The sequence below is a fragment of the Thalassolituus sp. UBA6592 genome, assembly GCF_002433655.1.
In the GTDB taxonomy this organism is placed as follows: Bacteria; Pseudomonadota; Gammaproteobacteria; order Pseudomonadales; family Oceanobacteraceae; genus Venatoribacter.
This window is the reverse complement of sequence record NZ_DJIO01000046.1, coordinates 1-18233: the sequence shown is the minus strand read 5'-3', so window position 1 is coordinate 18233 and position 18233 is coordinate 1. Positions and strand designations below refer to the sequence as shown.

The 18233-nt window shown below is 52.0% G+C and carries 15 protein-coding genes; 8 read left to right on the top strand and 7 right to left on the bottom strand.

Features of this window, described 5'->3' with window-relative positions:
• The coding region (locus B2Z72_RS04220; RefSeq protein ID WP_297004232.1) for an amino acid--tRNA ligase-related protein at positions 1-692 on the bottom strand (692 nt) is incomplete at its 3' end.
• Between the two features lie 1223 nt (positions 693-1915).
• Here B2Z72_RS04220 and B2Z72_RS19290 point away from each other — a divergent pair.
• Both B2Z72_RS19290 and B2Z72_RS04210 read left to right on the top strand, forming a co-directional pair.
• A complete protein-coding gene (locus B2Z72_RS19290; protein ID WP_414716379.1) occupies positions 1916-2230 on the top strand; it encodes an HU family DNA-binding protein in 315 nt (104 codons plus the stop codon).
• Positions 2231-2401: 171 nt separating this feature from the next.
• On the top strand, positions 2402-2896 hold the full coding sequence (locus B2Z72_RS04210) for a uracil-DNA glycosylase family protein (RefSeq protein ID WP_349676753.1): 495 nt from the start codon (positions 2402-2404) through the stop codon (positions 2894-2896).
• A 194-nt stretch (positions 2897-3090) separates the two neighbouring features.
• On the opposite strand, the gene B2Z72_RS04205 is transcribed toward B2Z72_RS04210, so the two are convergent.
• On the bottom strand, positions 3091-3885 hold the full coding sequence (locus B2Z72_RS04205; protein WP_296984546.1) for a hydroxyacylglutathione hydrolase: 795 nt from the start codon (positions 3883-3885) through the stop codon (positions 3091-3093).
• 9 nt (positions 3886-3894) lie between these two features.
• On the bottom strand, positions 3895-4353 hold the full coding sequence (locus tag B2Z72_RS04200; RefSeq protein WP_296984547.1) for an HIT domain-containing protein: 459 nt from the start codon (positions 4351-4353) through the stop codon (positions 3895-3897).
• A gap of 133 nt (positions 4354-4486) precedes the next feature.
• On the opposite strand from B2Z72_RS04200, the gene B2Z72_RS04195 reads away from it, so the two are divergent.
• Positions 4487-5644 carry a GNAT family N-acetyltransferase gene (locus B2Z72_RS04195; RefSeq protein ID WP_296984549.1) on the top strand — a complete coding sequence of 386 codons (1158 nt, stop codon included), beginning with the start codon at positions 4487-4489 and terminating at the stop codon, positions 5642-5644.
• Between the two features lie 252 nt (positions 5645-5896).
• Here B2Z72_RS04195 and B2Z72_RS04190 read toward each other — a convergent pair whose 3' ends face one another.
• From B2Z72_RS04190 to B2Z72_RS04175, 4 genes are all read right to left on the bottom strand, one after another.
• Positions 5897-7288, bottom strand: a complete 1392-nt coding sequence (locus B2Z72_RS04190; protein WP_296984550.1) for a TRAP transporter large permease — start codon at positions 7286-7288, stop codon at positions 5897-5899.
• Positions 7288-7824 (bottom strand): TRAP transporter small permease, encoded by a 537-nt coding sequence (locus tag B2Z72_RS04185; RefSeq protein ID WP_296984552.1) that lies wholly within the window; start codon positions 7822-7824, stop codon positions 7288-7290. The genes B2Z72_RS04190 and B2Z72_RS04185 overlap by 1 nt, the downstream gene beginning before the upstream one ends.
• Before the next feature lie 448 nt (positions 7825-8272).
• On the bottom strand, positions 8273-9628 hold the full coding sequence (locus tag B2Z72_RS04180) for a sigma-54-dependent transcriptional regulator (RefSeq protein WP_296984553.1): 1356 nt from the start codon (positions 9626-9628) through the stop codon (positions 8273-8275).
• Positions 9625-11346: a sensor histidine kinase gene (locus tag B2Z72_RS04175; protein ID WP_296984555.1), complete on the bottom strand. Its 1722-nt coding sequence runs from the start codon at positions 11344-11346 to the stop codon at positions 9625-9627. The genes B2Z72_RS04180 and B2Z72_RS04175 overlap by 4 nt, the downstream gene beginning before the upstream one ends.
• Positions 11347-11831: 485 nt before the next feature.
• On the opposite strand from B2Z72_RS04175, the gene B2Z72_RS04170 reads away from it, so the two are divergent.
• The 5 genes from B2Z72_RS04170 to B2Z72_RS04150 form a co-directional block, all read left to right on the top strand.
• A complete protein-coding gene (locus B2Z72_RS04170) occupies positions 11832-12818 on the top strand; it encodes a TRAP transporter substrate-binding protein (protein ID WP_296984556.1) in 987 nt (328 codons plus the stop codon).
• Between the two features lie 39 nt (positions 12819-12857).
• A complete protein-coding gene (locus B2Z72_RS04165) occupies positions 12858-13898 on the top strand; it encodes a porin (RefSeq protein WP_296984557.1) in 1041 nt (346 codons plus the stop codon).
• A gap of 137 nt (positions 13899-14035) precedes the next feature.
• Positions 14036-14602: a DUF2057 family protein gene (locus B2Z72_RS04160; protein WP_296984559.1), complete on the top strand. Its 567-nt coding sequence runs from the start codon at positions 14036-14038 to the stop codon at positions 14600-14602.
• Between the two features lie 80 nt (positions 14603-14682).
• Positions 14683-14901 carry a hypothetical protein gene (locus B2Z72_RS04155; RefSeq protein ID WP_296984560.1) on the top strand — a complete coding sequence of 73 codons (219 nt, stop codon included), beginning with the start codon at positions 14683-14685 and terminating at the stop codon, positions 14899-14901.
• Between the two features lie 192 nt (positions 14902-15093).
• Positions 15094-18233 (top strand): PAS domain-containing protein (locus B2Z72_RS04150; RefSeq protein WP_297004230.1); only part of this gene is annotated, 3140 nt, incomplete at its 3' end.

Here is an 18233-nt window from a genome sequence, read left to right as displayed (position 1 = left end):
AACTCAGGCTGACGGTCGGCACGCAGGTCTTCATCGCGGAAACATTTAGCGATCTGGTAGTAACGGTCGAAACCGGAAACCATCAGCAGCTGTTTGAACAGCTGTGGCGACTGTGGCAGCGCGAAGAAAGAACCTTCGTGAGTACGGCTTGGTACCAGATAGTCACGGGCGCCTTCTGGCGTAGCACGGGTCAGGATCGGAGTTTCGATATCCAGGAAGCCGTGCTCATCCATGTAGTTACGGATGCCGGTGGTTACTTTGGAGCGGAAGCGCAGCTTGTCCTGCATTTCCGGACGACGCATATCCATGTAACGGTACTTCAGACGCACGTCTTCGCCCACATCGCTGTAACCATCCAGCGGGAACGGAGGCGTCGCAGCTTTGTTCAGGATAGTGATTTCCTTGCCCAGCACCTCAATCAGACCCGTTTTCATGTTCGGATTGGTAGTGCCTTCCGGACGACCACGTACACGACCAGAGATCTGAACCACAAACTCAGAACGCACGCTGTCAGCGGTATTGAAAGCATCGACGGTGTCAGGGTCAAAAACCACCTGAACCAGACCTTCACGGTCACGGACGTCGAGGAAGATTACGCCACCGTGGTCACGGCGACGATGCACCCAGCCACAGAAGGTTACGGTTTGATCGATCAGAGTTTCGTTGATATCACCACAATAGTGCGTGCGCATTGCCTGGTCCTGCATCTCTTGTCGTTGAGGGCCTGTGCTCAGTCTCTTCCTGTTACAGAAGCCCGCTGAGAAACGGCCGGATATAAAAAGGCGGGTAGTATAGCGGATTTCACTGCCCATCCGATACCTCAGCCAGCCCCCAAAACCCCTGATATGGTGAATTTCATAGCAAATTCATGACCGCTTGCCCGACACCGGGAGCTGAGCACAGATCTGCAGGCAGACAGCAATCAGTCCGGCGCGGGGCCTCAAGCGATAAGGACCTGTGACAGCTACAGCTCTGGTATCTGTCATCCCGGCGCATGTCATCCTGACCTGTGCTCCCCTGATTCCCTTTAACAGCTAACAGGCAACCATTCCGTAACGGGATAGCCAAGCGGCGATGACGGCATAGAAAGACGGCATAAACAGCCATCAACTGCATCCAAAGCCTTCCCCCTGCTCTGTCACTGCCTGGTCTGTCACAGCCTGCTCAGTAACAGAATGTCGCGCACCAGCAGAGTCTTTGCTGAGTCCGCAGAAGGCCCTTACGAGATACGCCGCTGCGGAATGGCAGCGTATGACAAACGCTTTGCCGGATCTGTTAGCTGACGGTTCCGTCTGCTTATTCCGCCAGGTGTGGTGCTCGACTCGTTTAACCGGCTCTTTGCCCCTCTCCTGCTGTCGCCATTGCACGGCAAATTGAGTTCTGACAATTGTCGCTGCTCGTCAGCGGTTGCAATCCGCACTCACTTCTGCACAAGATGATCCGCCAATCCTGTCGGCCGGAAGCAGCCCTCACTGGCGTAATCTGCCAATCAAATGTCGGCTCTGGCAGTACGAAAACCAGCCAAAACTGCGGGCAGCCCGGAGTGCAGCCCGTCATTTCATGCCTAAATCATTTTTTTTACAAAAAACCCCTAAAAACAGGGGTAAAACGCTTGCCAGTGGTATTTTTTTACTTAAAAATCGACAGGTCCTTTTATTTCAGAGGGAGCAGAAGCCCTCGCACGAGATAAGCAGACCGGAACTACTACCATCATAAGGATCCAAATATGGCCGCACGTAAAGCACCTGCCAAAAAAGCAGTAGCAGCAAAGAAAGCCCCAGCTAAAAAAGCACCGGCTAAAACAACAGCAGCCGCTAAAGCAAAAGCACCAGCTAAGAAAGCAGCTGCTCCTAAAAAAGCAGCCGCCCCTAAAGCTGCTGCCGCCAAAGCTGCTCCAGCACGTAAAACCACAGCTATCTCTGACAAGTACTCCAAGACTCAGATCGTTAACGAGATTGTTGAGAACACTGGTCTGACCCGTAAAGACGTGAACGCTGTTATGGACGAGCTGTCTGTACTGATCGAGCGTCACATCAAAAAACGTGCTGTTGGTGAATTCACCCTGCCAGGTCTGCTGAAAATCAAGACCATCAAGAAACCAGCTCAGAAAGCCCGTAAAAACGTGCCAAACCCATTCCGTCCTGGTGAAACCATGGATGTTGCAGCCAAGCCTGCTTCTACCCGTGTAAAAGTTCTGCCTCTGAAAAAACTGAAAGACATGGCTATGTAAGCCTGACTCAGTCAGTTATTCAGAAACGGCCTGCTTGCTCTGCAACAGGCCGTTTTTTATTGGCTGCAATTTAGTTAAGCTCTGTTGATGCCAAACGACCTTATCCCGCTACTGTCTGAAATACAGACATGCACCTGCTGTGCTGATCACCTGCCGCTGGGCCCTCGCCCGGTGGTACGTATCAGCCAAACAGCGCGTATTCTGATTATTGGTCAGGCGCCGGGGACTAAAGTACATGCCTCCGGTATCCCCTGGGATGACGCCAGTGGCAAACGCCTGCGTCAGTGGATGGGGGTTGATGATAAGACATTTTATGATGCCTCCAGGATTGCCATCATGCCCATGGGATTTTGCTACCCGGGCAAAGGCAAAAGTGGCGATCTGCCGCCACGCGCGGAATGTGCGCCACAGTGGCACCAGCCTTTAAAAGAGCAGATGCCGGATATAGAACTGACGTTATTAATCGGCCAGTACGCGCAGAACTATTACCTGAAGGACGATGTTAAAACCCTGACGGAACGGGTGAAAAACTGGCGTGATTTCCCGCCAGAGTATTTTGCTTTACCCCACCCTTCGCCAAGAAATCAGATCTGGCTGAAAAAGAATCCGTGGTTTGAAGCTGAGATGATTCCACATTTACAGTCACGTATCAAACAACTGCTGTAAAGACTGGCTGGCCGCCATCCAAAAGCAGGAAGAACAAAAATGCTGGACGAACGGAAGGCTGGAAGCCAGAAGGAAGAACTAAAAGCGCAAAAGCAGAAAGCCAGTGAACGAAAGGCAAGAAGAACAGAAAACAGGTGAAACAGAAGCCGGGCTGACGTTCGATTCAGCCCGCTCTGTTTAAATAATACAGCCTGCTACCACTGATCGCGAAGGCTGCGTAACGCGCGGAACACGTCACGGTCGCCTTCACCCAGATCAGGAAATTCCTGCTTCAGATTCTGGCGCACTTCATCACTGTGCAGACGCAGAAACGGATTGTATTCCCGCTCCTGGCCCAGGGTCATTACCGGCATTTCATCCGGCTCGTTAGCCTGAATCTGATCCAGCCAGTACCCGACCATGCTATTACCCGGTTCGCGCGTGCGGGCAAAGTTCAGGTTATTCTGCATATAGTCATGGCCGGGATACAGCAGGGTTTCATCCGGTAACGGCTGCAGCTGTGACACAAAAGTTTCGTACATATCGTCGACATTACCGCCGTTGCGGCAGTTACCGGCACAGGCGTTAAATAACGTATCACCGGAAAACAGCAATGGTACAGAGTCGGTTTCTGAGGCGTCAGCCAGCAGACATAAATGCACGGCCGTGTGGCCCGGCGTAAACAGCACTTTCAGACGGATAGTGCCCAGTTCCACCACATCGCCTGCCACCAGACCGTGGGCCTGATTGGGGATTTTCCCCATGGCATTTTTATGTGCCCACACAGGTGCGCCGGTGGCCGCCTGCACTGCAGGGTTGCCACCAATGTGGTCATGATGTTCGTGGGTATTGATGATAAGTTTTATCTGATACCCCTGCTCTTCTGCCAGGGCGACCATCTGCTCACCATCTAACGGATCCAGTGCAATGGCCTGACGGGTTTCTTCGCAACCAATCAGATAATTAAAATTGCGTAAGCCATTGTGCATGTATCGGCGGATAACCTGCATGATGTCTCCTTACCAGTAAATGTGATTTTCTGCGTCGTCTTCGCCGTCCATATCGGCGACAAACTGATCACCCAGTAAGTTTTTCAGTTCGTGTGCCCGGGCTTCCAGTTCTTCTGAGGTATAAGGTACCGCCGGGCTGTGTCCCCATACCGGGCCAGGCCATGCAGGATCGTCGGCATAACGGGCGATATGGTGAATGTGTAGCTGTGCGACGACATTACCCAGCGAAGCCACGTTCATGGATTTGGCGGAAAAATGATCAGCCATTTTTTCCAGAACCCAGCTGGATTCTTTCATCAGCTGGATGCGGTCATCTTCTGACAGGTGATAAATTTCTTTGGCGTCTATGCGCGCCGGTACCAGAATGACCCATGGATAACGGCTGTCGTTCATCAGTAACACCTGACACAATGGCAGGCGACCAATAAAGGTAGTATCTGACTGTAAGCGCTCGTCGAGTTGGAACATAATTCTCTCCGCTACATCTGTATTGTTTCAATGATAGGCCGGGATACGATCCGGGTCACCATTTTTACGTAGTGTTCAGTTGGTCTTTACCTTGGTCATAAGACAGCAGAATCAGTGAAACCGGGGCACCAATATGAGTAATTTTGAGGTCTGTCACAGCATTTACGACATACCGGAAGCGGCGTGGAACGCTCTGTATCAGGACATCATACCGGCAGGCTACCCGTTTCTTGATTATCGCTTTCTCAGCGCTCTGGAGGATTCAGGCTGCATCAGTGCGGCTGCTGATCACGCCAGTGGCTGGCAACCCTGTTATCTGACGGACAACAACTACAGCCTGATCGTTCCTGCTTACCTGAAACAGCACAGTTACGCCGAATACGTGTTCGACTGGAGCTGGGCCGATGCCTACCATCGCTACGGTCTGGAATATTATCCCAAGCTGCTGTGGGCCATGCCCTTCACGCCGGCCAGCGGCCCAAGATTGCTTGGCCAGCCTCAGGATCTGTTGAAAGCCGCCAGCTGGGTGCAGGAATACATTAATCAGCAGGAAATGTCCGGCTGGCACCTGAATTTTACCGATCCGGCAACCACCTCAGAACTTGCCGCTCAACCCAATCTGGTTAAACGCACAGGCTGCCAGTTTCATTGGTTTAACCGCGACTACACCAGCTTCGATCACTACCTGGAGCATTTTGTCAGCCGCAAACGTAAATCGGTACGCAAAGAGCGTAAACGCATTGCCGAACAGGGGCTGACGCTGGAGCGTAAAACCGGTGAGCAGATCAGCGAAGAGGATATTGAGTTCTTCTACCGCTGTTACCGCAACACCTACCGGCAACGGGCATCAACACCTTATTTAAACCGCGCATTTTTCCGCCAGTTACTGGCCACCATGGCCGACAAAATCCTGCTGGTCAGCGCCTTTCATCAGAGCTCTGGGCATGAGCAGAAGCAGCCTGTCGCTGCTGCACTTTACTTTTACGACAGCGAAACCCTGTACGGCCGTTACTGGGGCTGCACGGTGGAATTCGACGCCCTGCACTTTGAAACCTGCTATTACCAGGGCATTGAATTCTGTATCGAAAATAATCTTAAACGCTTTGACCCCGGCACTCAGGGCGAACATAAAATCAGCCGGGGATTTGAGCCGGTTTTCACCCACAGCTTTCACCAGCTGCGACAGCCGGAGTTCCAGCAGGCCATCAAGGAATTTGCTCAGCAGGAACAGGAGCACGTGGAAGCCTACTTTGGCGATGCCTCAGAACTTACGCCCTTTCACCGCGAATAAAATTTAACATCAGGTAACTGCCAGCAAAAAACAGCAGGCATAAAAAAACCGGCATGAAACAAAGGTATGAAACAGAGGCCGGCAAGATCTGTCACATCGCCCGATCCTTCAGCAGAGGACGATGAACAAGGAGAGTGATCGGCTTTGTCTGGGACAAAGCCTTGGCTGGCATCCGTTCCAGCAAGAGTGAAATTCTTAAGTGTTAAGCAGCTGCAGTGCAGCTGCTTAACACTCTTATAGCTTGCATGAAGCTTACTTAATGGAATCCAGGTATTCCGGCAGCCACAGACTGATCTGCGGCACAAAGGTAATGACCACCAGACACACCAACATCAGCAGCAGCCATGGCAGACAGGCTTTGATGGCCCAGCCAATGCTCTTACCTGTAATACCCGCGGTTACGAACAGGTTCAGCCCCACCGGCGGTGTCAGCATACCCAGTTCCATGTTCACGACCATGATGATACCGAGGTGAATCGGATCAATACCCAGCTGCATAGCAATTGGCAACAGAATCGGCGCCATGATCAGCAGAATGGCAGACGGCTCCATAAAGTTACCGGCCATAAGCAGCAGAATGTTCATCACGATCAGGAAGCCCCAGGCTGGCAGACCCCATTCCACAATGGTGGAGGCCAGTGAGTGCGGAATCTGTTCTGACGTCAGCACGTGAGCAAACAGCATGGCGTTGGCAATAATAAACAGCAGAGTCACACTGACACGGGCCGCTTCGCGGACGATATTGGCGATTTCCGGGTTGTACACGGAGCGCACAGTACCGCTGAACAGCAACACGATATTACGTACAGTCGCAGCAACCAGGTTCTCACCTTCTTTACGCCATGGCTGACCTTTTAATGGACCCACATCGCGGTAACCCCACATGGCTACAAAGAAGCCATACACTGCAGCCACAGCCGCTGCTTCAGTCGGGCTGGCAACACCACCATAAATAGTACCCAGAACCAGAATAATCAGCAGCAGACCACCCGATGCAGCAAAGCCTGTGCTCAGAATTTTACCCAGACCAGCAAATGGCTCAGCCGGCAGATTCTTACGACGGGCAACGATATAAATGGTCACCATCAGAATCAGACCGATCAGAATGCCTGGTACAAAACCGGCCATAAACATACGGCTGGCAGACACTTCGGTCGCGGCAGAGTAAACCAGCATCACAATGGATGGCGGAATCAGAATACCCAGAGTACCGGCAGTCGATACCGCACCGGCAGCAAAGGACAGCGGGTAACCCGCACGCACCATACCGGCCAGAACGATAGAGCCAACCGCTGCCACGGTCGCCGGAGACGAACCGGAAACAGCAGCAAACAGCATACAGGCCAGAACCGAGGCCATAGCCAGACCGCCACGCACGTGGCCAATACAGGCAACGGCAAAATCAATCATACGGCGGGCAACACCACCGGATGACAGGAAGGCAGACGACAGAATAAAGAACGGAATCGCCAGCAGAGTGTAATGCTCAGAAACCGCTTCAAACAGTTTCAGAGAAATCGATGCCATGGAGTCGTTGGTAAACAACAGGATGGCAGTGATCGATGAGAAACCCAGTGCAAACGCAATCGGCAGACCGATCGCCATACACAGGAACAACAGCAGGAATAAAGTCAGGGCCACCATTACGCGTTACCTCCTTTATCTTCACTGAGTTCTTTTTCGTCAAAGTCTACTTCGCGGTGTTTATGGAAACTGTCGGCATCGCCCTTCCACACTTCCCACGCCAGCTCCAGCAGACGAATCGTCAGCATACCGAAGCCAAACAGCAGACCGGATGTCGCTACCCATTTAGGAAGATCAATATCTTCCAGCGGAATGCCGATCATTTTCAGCTTGGAAACATAAATCCACGAGCTGTAACCAAACATCCCGGCGTACACCAGAGCGACACCAATAGAAAACAGTACCACGTAACGGCGGATACCCGTTGGCAGACGGTCGAGCATAGCGTCGACACAGATATGAGATTTTTCGCGCACGGCCCATGCGCATCCCAGCAGCACCATCCAGGCACTGAGCAAAAGTGTCGCTTCCTGCGCCCAATGAATCCCTGTATTGAAGACAAAGCGGGCTATGACTTCTGCGAACACGATAAGTGTCACAACCACCAGCAATTTGCCGATGATAATGTCCTCCAGCCGGTTTATTTTTCTGATCATGGTAAGCCACCGTTATTGTTGTATTAGGGCCTCTCACTAATTGCAGCGAGACCTGTTACGTATCCGCCCGCGTCGATCCGGGTACATGACCCAAATGCAGCAGGCATAGATTGCAACTGACGCTGAGAAATAAATCAGCATACAGTTTGCAACCTGTTGAGCTGCCTTAAGAGCAATCCGGGTGCCAATTTTCAATAACCGTCGGATTATTCAGGAAAAATTTCGCAACAAAAGTGTGTAAACCGCGTAACCACGCAGAAGACACAAAGTGCTTCTACGACCAAAGTAAAAGACAGCGTAACAATTAACGTTAAGACGCAGAGGGTAAGCAGAAAAATCTTAGTTAACATTGGGTGGATCTCCACCCAACAGCGAAAAGAAAAGGAAATTAGGGAAACAGTCGGGCGACGGTTTCCCGGAAGGGGAAGCCCATCGATTGATAAAAATATCAGTCGATGTGTTTAAAGGCCTGCTTATCCAGACCGTATTTTTTCATTTTTTCATACAGGGTTTTACGCCCCAGCATCATTTCTTCCTGAACTTCTTTCAGGCGTCCCTGATGACGGGTCAGAACCTCACGCAACAGGGTTTCTTCGTAACGGGCTACCTGTTCTGCCAGCGAAATACGGCCACTGTCTGCCGAGCCATCGCCATTGAGCATGCTTTCAAAAGCCCGCTCGCCACCCAACAGAACGAAACACTCTGCCAGGTTGCGCAGCTCCCGTACGTTGCCCGGCCAGTCATGACTAAGCAGCGCCTGGCGCTGGCCGGAGGTTAAAGGTTTCATTTCCGACCCATAACGGTTGGACGCCGCCCACAGGAAGTGTTCAAACAGCAGTGGAATATCATCACGGCGCTCGCGCAACGGCGGAATATTCACCTGTACCACGTTCAGACGGTAATAGAGATCGAGGCGGAATTCGCCCTTCTCACTCAGTTCTTTCAGATCGGTTTTGGTGGCCGCGACTACGCGAATATCCAGTGGAATCTGCTCATTGCCACCCAGCGGTTCAACCTTACGTTCTTCCAGCACCCGCAGCATTTTGATCTGCAGCACCATTGGCATACTTTCGATTTCATCGAGAAACAGAGTACCGCCATTGGCGTGCTGGAATTTCCCCACCCGTTTTTTACCGGCGCCGGTAAAGGCACCGGCCTGATGACCGAACAGCTCGCTTTCAATCAGACTTTCCGGAATCGCACCGCAGTTAATGGCCACAAACGGCTCTTCGTGACGCTGACTGTGAGCATGCAGATAACGCGCAACCAGTTCCTTACCACAACCGGTTTCACCGTGAATCAGCACATCCGCCGGCGTATCTTTGATGTGATCCAGGGTACCGCGCAGTTTTTTCATTTCTGCATGGTTGCCTATGATCCGCGGCCCCGGGCGTGACTGCACTTCCACTTCCTGCCGCAGGCGACGGTTTTCCAGTGTCAGCGCGCGCTTTTCACTGGCGCGCTGCACGACTTCCAGCAGCTGATCGGTAGGAAATGGCTTTTCCAGAAAATCGTAAGCACCGGCGCGCATAGCGTCCACGGCCACAGAAATATCGCCATGACCCGTAAGCATAGTGACCGGCAGGTCCTGATCTATGGTGTGTATTTCGCGCAGCAGCTCCATGCCATCCATCACCGGCATGTTGATATCGGTAATTACAATGCCCGGCCAGCTGTATTCGATGTGACGCAGTGCATCACGGCCATTGGTCGCCGTCAGGACTTCAAAATCCTCAATTTCCAGTGTCTGGGCCAGCGCCCGGCATACACTCTCTTCGTCGTCGACGATCAGCACCAGAGTCATGCAGTCTCTCCGTGTCTATAAACAGGTAATGTCAGTACAAAGCAGGTGCCACCTGCAGCGGTTTCCTTCAGAGTGAGGCTACCGCCCAACGTTTCAATAATGCGGCGCGACAGCGCCAGCCCTAGGCCAAGACCTCTTGCCTTGGTGGTAAAAAATGGCTCAAATATTTTGTCGCGCAATTCTTCAGCAATTCCCGGGCCAGAGTCTGTAACCAATATTTCCACTTCGTCTGTCGCGGCGCGGATATCCATGGCGATCCAGCCGTTGGCTTCTTCTTCCAGCGCATCGGCAGCGTTGGTGACCAGGTTCACCAGTACTTGCTGCACCTGCACCGGATCACCAAACAATTCAGGAATATCCGGCTGCTGACGTATACGGAAATCCAGCGCCGACTTTTTCAATAATGGGGTCATAATGACCCGTGTACCGCTAAGTACTTCCTGCAGACCGAACGGGCGTGGCTCTGGTGGTGTGCGGCGGGCAAACACTTTAAAACGCGACACAATATCCCGCATGTTGCCCACCACCTGCTGCAGCTCTCCCAGATTCGCACTGACTTTTTCATACTGGCCTTTGTCCAGCAGGCGCTGACTGTTTTCGATATAGGTATTCAGCGCCAGCAGCGGCTGACTCAGCTCATGATTAATACCTGCTGACATTTCCCCCAATACGGCCAGCTTGGCGGTCTGAACCAGCTGCCCCCGGGTTTCCGTGAGCTGTTCCTGCGTCGTACGGTAATGATCCACCAGCTCCTGCAGCTCTTCATTGGATTCTTTCAGCTCGCTGGTCAGCAGTGCCACGCGCCGTTCCAGTTCGGAATTCAGTACTGCTACGTGCCGCTGTACTTCTGTACGTTTGCGCTGATACAGCCAAAGCAGAAAGAGCAAGGCAAAAGCCAGTGTGTAGTACAGCAGATAGACAGCAACGTCCTGAAATAAAACGCTGGATGGCACCAGCGCAAAAATATGCCAGCCAAGATCGGGTAAACGCGTACGCCGGGCAAAATAGCGATTGGCTAAACCGGTGGAATTCAGTACCACCTGATCACTGTGAAAAATACTGTCGAGGGATTCGGTCGATAAACTGACCAGCGATGTTCGTGGATAACGGCGGGATTCATGAATGGCCAGACGCTGGGTTTCAGCCAGCGGATACAGCGTGTTGTACACCCATTCCCCGCGTGAAGCGGCAAACACAACACCGTCGTAACCAACAACCATATAATCAGATGCGTATTCTTTTATACGGTAAAGAATAGGTTCCAGATTCGCCTTAACAACGACCACACCGATGATATTGCCGTTGTCATAAACCGGTGCGGAAAAAAAATACCCACGCTCGCCGGTAATAAATCCACTGGCGTAATAATGACCACGCTCACCCAGCATGGCCTGCTGAAAATATGGTCGGAACGAGAAATCACGGTGTTCAAAATCAAAGCCAAAATCCTTACTGGCCGCCACCGGAAAGCCACTTGGTGAAATAACAATCAGGGCTTCGGTTTTCATATCTTCATTGGCGCGCAGTAAAAAACGCTTCAGGGATTCGCCATCCTGCTTACCATTTAATGCATCTTTTACGGTACGCATGCGGGCAATACCGGAGGCAATATTTTTATAAGGCCCAAGTTCGGCACTGATCGTCTCACGCATTTGCATGGCACCCGCTTCCAGCCTGGCTAAAACGTCATCACGCAGCTGTTCAGAACTGATCATCATCACCAGTAAAAAACCGGCCAACCATAAAATGCAAATCAGAATTGTCGCTCTGACTGAAAAGCCTGTTGCGTCTTCCGTGGTTGCCTGCGCTGTAATGTTTTCGGTATTTTGCATGCGCTCAATAGCCTGTCCGAATGTCACGGGATTACTTATTAGTCAGTCTGCAGCAACAGAACCGGTGTCACTGATGCCTGTGGTTGCTATTTATATCAGAAATACCGGTAGTCGTTTTCTGATTTGACGAAAGTCACCCATCATTCATTTTCAGCGGGTGGAATCCCACCCATAGCGACCTATTCTGGATAGCGGCTGCGGAGAGTATATCAGGACATGATCTGCGACTTTGGTCTGAAAAGCACGGCAAGCAATCCCCGGAAAACCGGGAGTTGGCGAATTTATCGGCCTTGTTCACAGCAGCATGGCACACCGCTTGCTCAACTGCAGCTGCACATTAACCTCAACTCATAATAAGAGAGAGAAATACGATGAAAGGTCTGACTACCATACTGATGGCCGCTGCTACCCTGCTGGCAGCATTCACCGCAGAAGCACGCCCAATCGAAATCAAACTGTCCCACGTTGTGGCAGAAAACACCCCGAAAGGTCAGATGGCTCTGAAATTTAAAGAGCTGGCTGAAGCACGTCTGCCAGGTAAAGTGGAAGTTAAGGTTTACCCTAACTCCCAGCTGTACACTGACGCATCCGTTCTGCAGGCTCTGCAACTGGGTGACGTAGAAATCGCTGCTCCGGCACTGTCTAAGTTCCAGAAATACAACTCTCAGCTGCAGGTGTTCGACCTGCCGTTCCTGTTCAACGACATGGCAGCGGTTGACCGTTTCCAGAAAAGTCCTGAAGGCCAGAAACTGCTGAGCTCCATGACCAGCAAAATGCTGGTAGGTCTGGGTTACCTGCACAATGGTATGAAGCAACTGTCTTCTAACGACCCTATCCGAGTGCCAGCTGACATTGCCGGTAAAAAATTCCGCATCATGACTTCTGACGTTCTGCAGGCACAGTACGAAGCGGTACACGCCATTCCGCTGAAAAAGCCTTTCTCTGAAGTATTTACCCTGCTGCAGACCCGTGCCATCGACGGTCAGGAAAGTCCATGGTCAAACACTTACGCTTCCAAGTTTTTTGAAGTGCAGGGTTACGTAACTGAAACCAATCACGGTCTGCTGGACTACCTGGTAGTGACCTCCCCTGAATTCTGGTACGGCCTGCCAGACGACATCCGTGAAACCCTGAAGCAGTCCATGGACGAAGCCATTGCCTATGGTAACGACATCGCGGCCAAACAGGATCTGGAAGACCGTCAACGTATTATCGATTCCGGCAAAACGGAAATCATTGAAATCTCTGCTGAAGAACGTCAGCAGTGGATCAATTCAATGAAGCCCGTCTGGAAAATGTTCGAAGATGAAATCGGTGCCGATCTGATCGACGCTGCCATTAAATCTAACGAACTATAAAAAACCAAAAACTGTAAACACAACACACGGGACAGCTTTATGAAATTTGTAGCTATTCCATCCGCTTTGGCACTGGCCGTAGTAGCCGCCGCCGCTGCACATGCTGAAACGACTACCACAGATTTTTACGGTAGCATTCGTCTCGGTCTGGACAACGCCGACGCTGGCGTGCCAAACGATGGTCTGCAGGGTCGCGATTACGCCAGCCGTATCGGCGTAAAAGCCAGCACTGATCTGGGTAATGGTTTAACTGGCGTTGGTGTTGTCGAATACGGTCTGGTAGACGACGAAGGCGTAACCCTGAACCAGAAAGGTCAGGCTACCCTGCGTCTGGGCTACGTTGGTCTGAAAGGCGCTTTCGGTGAAGTTTACTACGGCTCCCAGACTACCCTGTGGCACAAATATGTTCGTGGTCCATACTTCTCTGATGCGAACGATTCCGTTCGTCTGGGTACTACCCGTAAAGACGATCTGACTCAGTACTACTACAACGGCGAAAACTTCAGTGTGGGTGTTTCCATGCGTACTGAAGGTCAGGACGGCGACGATATCGACGATTACTCTGTCGGTGGTCAATACAACTTTGGCCCGGCCAAAGTTGCACTGGCTTACGTAAAAGATGAGTCCGGCGATAACACTGGTGAAATGTACGGCGCACGCGTTTGGTACGATGTAACTGACGCATTTGCTCTGTCTGCATACTACCACCAGGCATCCAAAGACATGGACGCTTACGGCAACTTCTCCGGTAACGTTGTTGTAACCGGTAACGACGGTGGCCGTGGTGTTACAAGCTGTACTGGTTCTAACGTAGCGGATCAGGGCATCTACGCTGGCTACAAATTCGGCAGCAACATGGTTCATGGCCGTGTAGCGCTGGACAGCTGCAGCGGTGATATCGATGGCGACACTTACTCTTACAAAGTTGAGTACGTGCGCTTCCTGGCGAAAAACTACCGTGTATGGGCTTCTTACGAAGCACTGGACATGGATGACACCCGTGTAGCGACTTCTGCTGCCGGCAATGAGTTCTCCAGCACTATGTCTGAAACTCAGCTGGGTGTACGTTACGACTTCTGATTTCTCAGACGTCACCTCCGACATCCTGAGCGCGCCGGGTTCCTTCGGCGCTACAGGATGTCTGGTCTGATATGATGACCAGAGCCCGCCCACTGGGCGGGCTTTTTTCTTTCCGGCGAGTATTTCTGGAGTCCCGTATGACTCGTTATTCTTCTTTGCGTTTTTTATTTTTATGCGTTTTTTCCGCCTTGTTTGCCACCGGCTGCAGTGTCTTTGAACAAAAGCCTGTCGATGTGGGTTCCGGCGAGGTAAAAGTCACAGTCCCCTCCAGCATTAAAGTGATTGCTGTGGATACCCGGGAAGTGAATGCACCGTCACTGTATCGTGGTAACTACCACGTGCGCATGGCACCCGGTATTCATACTCTGCTGGTGCAATATGTGGAAAACTGGAACACCATGGATGAATCTGGCTACATCATCAAATCCGAGGCCATCGAAATCCGCAGCGATTTTGCCGCCGGTACCGAATACCGTATTGATCTGACCACGCCGCAAAGCCGCCGTGAAGCACAGCAATGGGTACTGGCGCCGGACGTGCGCCTGGCGTCGGCCAAAGGTGAAGTAAAAGGCCACGAAATCAAAGGTCCGGTGATTACCACCGCTGCTGATACCGATGTGGTCGAATCTCTGCAGGCTCTGTGGCAGGCATCCACACCGGAAGACCGTCAGCGTTTCAGAGACTGGCTAGAGACCCAGCAATAACACCGCAATGACCAGCGACCGGGGCGATGACCCCGGCGCTGCTTTCTGCTATAACAGCGCCCGATATCATCAACTGAACAATGACTATGCGTCTCAGAGCCTACAAAGTTAACGATATTCTGGTCTACGCCAGCCGCGGTACCGAAGCCAAAACCATGGCTGCCCCTATGATCCGTCCGGTGGAAGAATGGCGTGAAGACGTCTCCGCCTGGGTTGCACTGCGTGCAGAGCGGGCACCCGAGCTGGATGCCCAGTGGGACGAAAGCAGAACAGAGCCCTACATCGTCACTGATAAGTAGCCGGATTCCCGGATCTGAGCGCCTGACTTTTCAGTACATGCGAACCACTGACACTGTGGTATTGCTGTAAACTGCAGCCCTGCCCTCATGCGATTGCGACGGTCATGACGCAGGTCGTCAAACCCGCCTGACTTATCTGTCATAACCGCCATCTGCTGCTAAGCTGAATGCAGGTATCAGCGGAAGTACAGTATGACCCCTCAAGCATCAGGCCCCTATTCAGCAACATCGAACAAAGCCAGAGAACGCTCCCTGCGTGTACGCATCTTCATCCCCATGCTGATTGTGGCACTGGTGCCGCTCATACTGCTGGCCGCTCAGATTCTGCGTGACAGTGAGACCAACCTCTACAAACTGTCAGAGATCCAGCTGACCAATGCCTCTCAGATCGAACGGCAGGCTCTGGATACCTGGCTGAAGCACAGACTGATGGACATCAGCTACCACAGTGAGCGCGGTCACTTTACTGCGCTGATTCAAAAACTGTCGGCAGCGCTGAAGTCCTCATCAAAACCACCGCAAAACTATGTGCTCAGCGCCCCATGGCGCAGTCTGATTGAGCCCTATCAGAACGACATCCGGAAACTGACCGGCACATACAAAGATCTGTACGACATTATGCTGGTCGATCCGGCTGGTAACATACTGTACAGCGCCACTGAAGAGAACGACCTCGGCACCAGCCTGCTGGATGGTCCTTATGCTGACAGCCGTCTGGGGGAAATCGTACAACACACCCTGACCACTGAATCTCAGGCCATCTCCGAAATTGAACCCTACCCGCCGTCCGCCGGCCAAAGCAGCTTATGGATCAGTTCCCCACTGACAGATCAGGATACGCTGGCCGGTGTTCTGGTGTTTCAGCTGAATACTGAGCGTTTGCAGGAGCTGACCAAAAAAGCCGAGCTGGACACCAACCGTTACTACCTGCTTGACCGCCGCGGACGGACGATGACAGCGTCATTTGGCACAACGGTCACCTTCGGCTCGTCGATCAGCAGCCAACAGAAATTTACTCTGACGCCGCATCAGCTGGGCAAAGTAAATTTTTATCAGGCGCCGGATGGTATTGATGTTCTTGGGGTCGCACACGAAGTAAGCCTGCCGGGACAGAACTGGTATATCGTCAGTGAACTGCCGGTTTCTACCCTGAAAAGTGCTCTGGACAATGTTCTGCCCAACCTGATTCTGGTCGGCAGCATTCTTGCCATCATGGTGTTCATTGCTGCAGTTCTTACCGCACGTTATCTGTCATCGCCCATGGTGCAGCTTAACGGACTGATCCGCCGTGTCACCCGCAACCATTCAATGAGCATTCACCGTGAGGAGTTACCGACCACCAGTATCCGTGAAATCAATCAGCTGGCGGAAAGTCTGATGCACATGACACAGACCCGTCAGGCTCTGAATCAGTCTCTTGAAGAGAGCCACTACCAGACCCAGAAAGCCCTGCACGCATTGCAGGACCAGAAGTTCGCACTGGATCAGCATGCCATTGTGGCAATCACCGATAAGTTCGGAACCATCACCTACGTGAACCAGCGTTTTTGTGACATCAGTGGATACGAACCGGAGGAGCTGATAGGCAATAACCACCGTCTGCTGAAGTCCGGCTTCCATGACGAAGCCTATTACTCAGTCATGTATAACACGTTAAAAAATGGCAAAGTGTGGCACGGGGACTTCTGTAACCGCGCCAAAGATGGCCATATTTACTGGGTAAATACCACCATCGTGCCGGTGAATGACGCCGACGGCAGTCACTACATTGCCATCCGTACCGACATCACAGAACAGCGCCGCATGTTTGAAGTACTGCAGCAGCTGAATGATATTTCCTCATCCAACGACTCCGTTGATGCCAAAGTTAACCGCATTCTGAAGCTTGGCTGCCGCATTTTTGAAGCACCCTATGGTTTTGTGTCAGAAAAGAGCGGCAATGATCAGATCATCCATTACGCCGTCAGCCCCGGCAACGAAATCGTCCCTGGCAGCGTATTCGACGCATCCGCCTGTCTGCTTAAACCGGATATCAATAAGCGTGAAGCGCTGATGTACGAGGAGCGTTCAGAGTCTGAAGCTCTGCATCTGCCATTTTTGCCGGGCCGCAAAATTAAATCAGCCATCGGCATGATCGCAAAGCAGCCTGGCAGTGAATCCTTTGTCAGCTTCATCGGCACGCGTCCGCGCCGCAGGCCCTTTACCGAACACGATAAAAACCTTATTGAACTGATCACCAAGTGGATCAGTAACGAACGGGAAAACGCCCGCAAACAGGAAGATATCAATCAGCAACAGATATTGCTGGAACGCATGAGCGAGATCGGCCGTATTGGCGTGTGGTCAATGGATATGACAGATCAGACTGTGTACTGGTCGCCCATGATGTATGAAATCCTCGGTTTACCGCGGGACACCGTAATCGACCGGGAAAAAGCCATATCCTTCCATAAAGCGGGCAAATATCGCGACAGAATCATCGAGCTGATTCAACAATGTGCAGAGAAAGGTGACGCCTGGGAAGAAACCGGATTAATGATCACGGCAAATGGCCAGGAAATCTGGGTCGCTATGCAGGGCAGCGCAGATTTCCGCGAAGGAAAATGCATCCGCCTGAACGGCTCCATGCGTGATATCGATGCCCGGGTCCGCGCGGAAAAAATCGCCAACGAGCAGAATGAACGCTTTAACCTCATCGTTGAATCTACCTCTGTGGGCCTCTGGGACTGGAACATTACGGATGGCAGCGCCGTATTCAACGAACGTTGGGCAGAAATTCTTGGCTATACCCTCAAAGAGCTGACCCCGGCCGGGATCGATACCTGGCTCAGATTCGTTCATCCGGATGATCTCAAAAAATCGGAAGACATGCTGTTCGCTCACTGGCGTGGGGAAATCGACCGTTACGAACTTGAATTCCGCATGCGTCATAAAGACGGCCATTGGGTCTGGGTAATGGATACCGGCCGGGTCGTGGAATGGGATGAAAATCACCGTGCCCTGCGCATGACAGGTACCCACGTTGACATCACTGAGCGTAAAGAAGCAGAAGAACGGCTGGAAGAAATTAACCGCCGTATGCAGCTGGCCAAAGATTCTGCGCAGATCGGCATCTGGGAATATTATCCGGAAACCGACACCGTTGGACTGGACGAACAGATGTGCCGCATTTACGGCCTGCCACCGGAAACCACATCCATCAATGGCCGCGCCATTACAGCCATGGTGCACCCGGATGACCGCCCACGCACAGAAGAAATTATTCAGCATTCCGTCGATACCGGCGAAAACCTGTTTACCGACTTCCGTATCTGCCTGCTGAGCGGGGAAAT

Bases quoted from the DNA above. Each gene is read 5' to 3' on its own strand.
- B2Z72_RS04205 (WP_296984546.1), bottom strand. From the start codon at position 3,885: ATGCAGGTTATCCGCCGATACATGCACAATGGCTTACGCAATTTTAAT.
- B2Z72_RS04200 (WP_296984547.1), bottom strand. From the start codon at position 4,353: ATGTTCCAACTCGACGAGCGCTTACAGTCAGATACTACCTTTATTGGT.
- B2Z72_RS04195 (WP_296984549.1), top strand. From the start codon at position 4,487: ATGAGTAATTTTGAGGTCTGTCACAGCATTTACGACATACCGGAAGCG.
- B2Z72_RS04190 (WP_296984550.1), bottom strand. From the start codon at position 7,288: ATGGTGGCCCTGACTTTATTCCTGCTGTTGTTCCTGTGTATGGCGATC.
- B2Z72_RS04185 (WP_296984552.1), bottom strand. From the start codon at position 7,824: ATGATCAGAAAAATAAACCGGCTGGAGGACATTATCATCGGCAAATTG.
- B2Z72_RS04180 (WP_296984553.1), bottom strand. From the start codon at position 9,628: ATGACTCTGGTGCTGATCGTCGACGACGAAGAGAGTGTATGCCGGGCG.
- B2Z72_RS04175 (WP_296984555.1), bottom strand. From the start codon at position 11,346: ATGATGATCAGTTCTGAACAGCTGCGTGATGACGTTTTAGCCAGGCTG.
- B2Z72_RS04170 (WP_296984556.1), top strand. From the start codon at position 11,832: ATGAAAGGTCTGACTACCATACTGATGGCCGCTGCTACCCTGCTGGCA.
- B2Z72_RS04165 (WP_296984557.1), top strand. From the start codon at position 12,858: ATGAAATTTGTAGCTATTCCATCCGCTTTGGCACTGGCCGTAGTAGCC.
- B2Z72_RS04160 (WP_296984559.1), top strand. From the start codon at position 14,036: ATGACTCGTTATTCTTCTTTGCGTTTTTTATTTTTATGCGTTTTTTCC.
- B2Z72_RS04155 (WP_296984560.1), top strand. From the start codon at position 14,683: ATGACTATGCGTCTCAGAGCCTACAAAGTTAACGATATTCTGGTCTAC.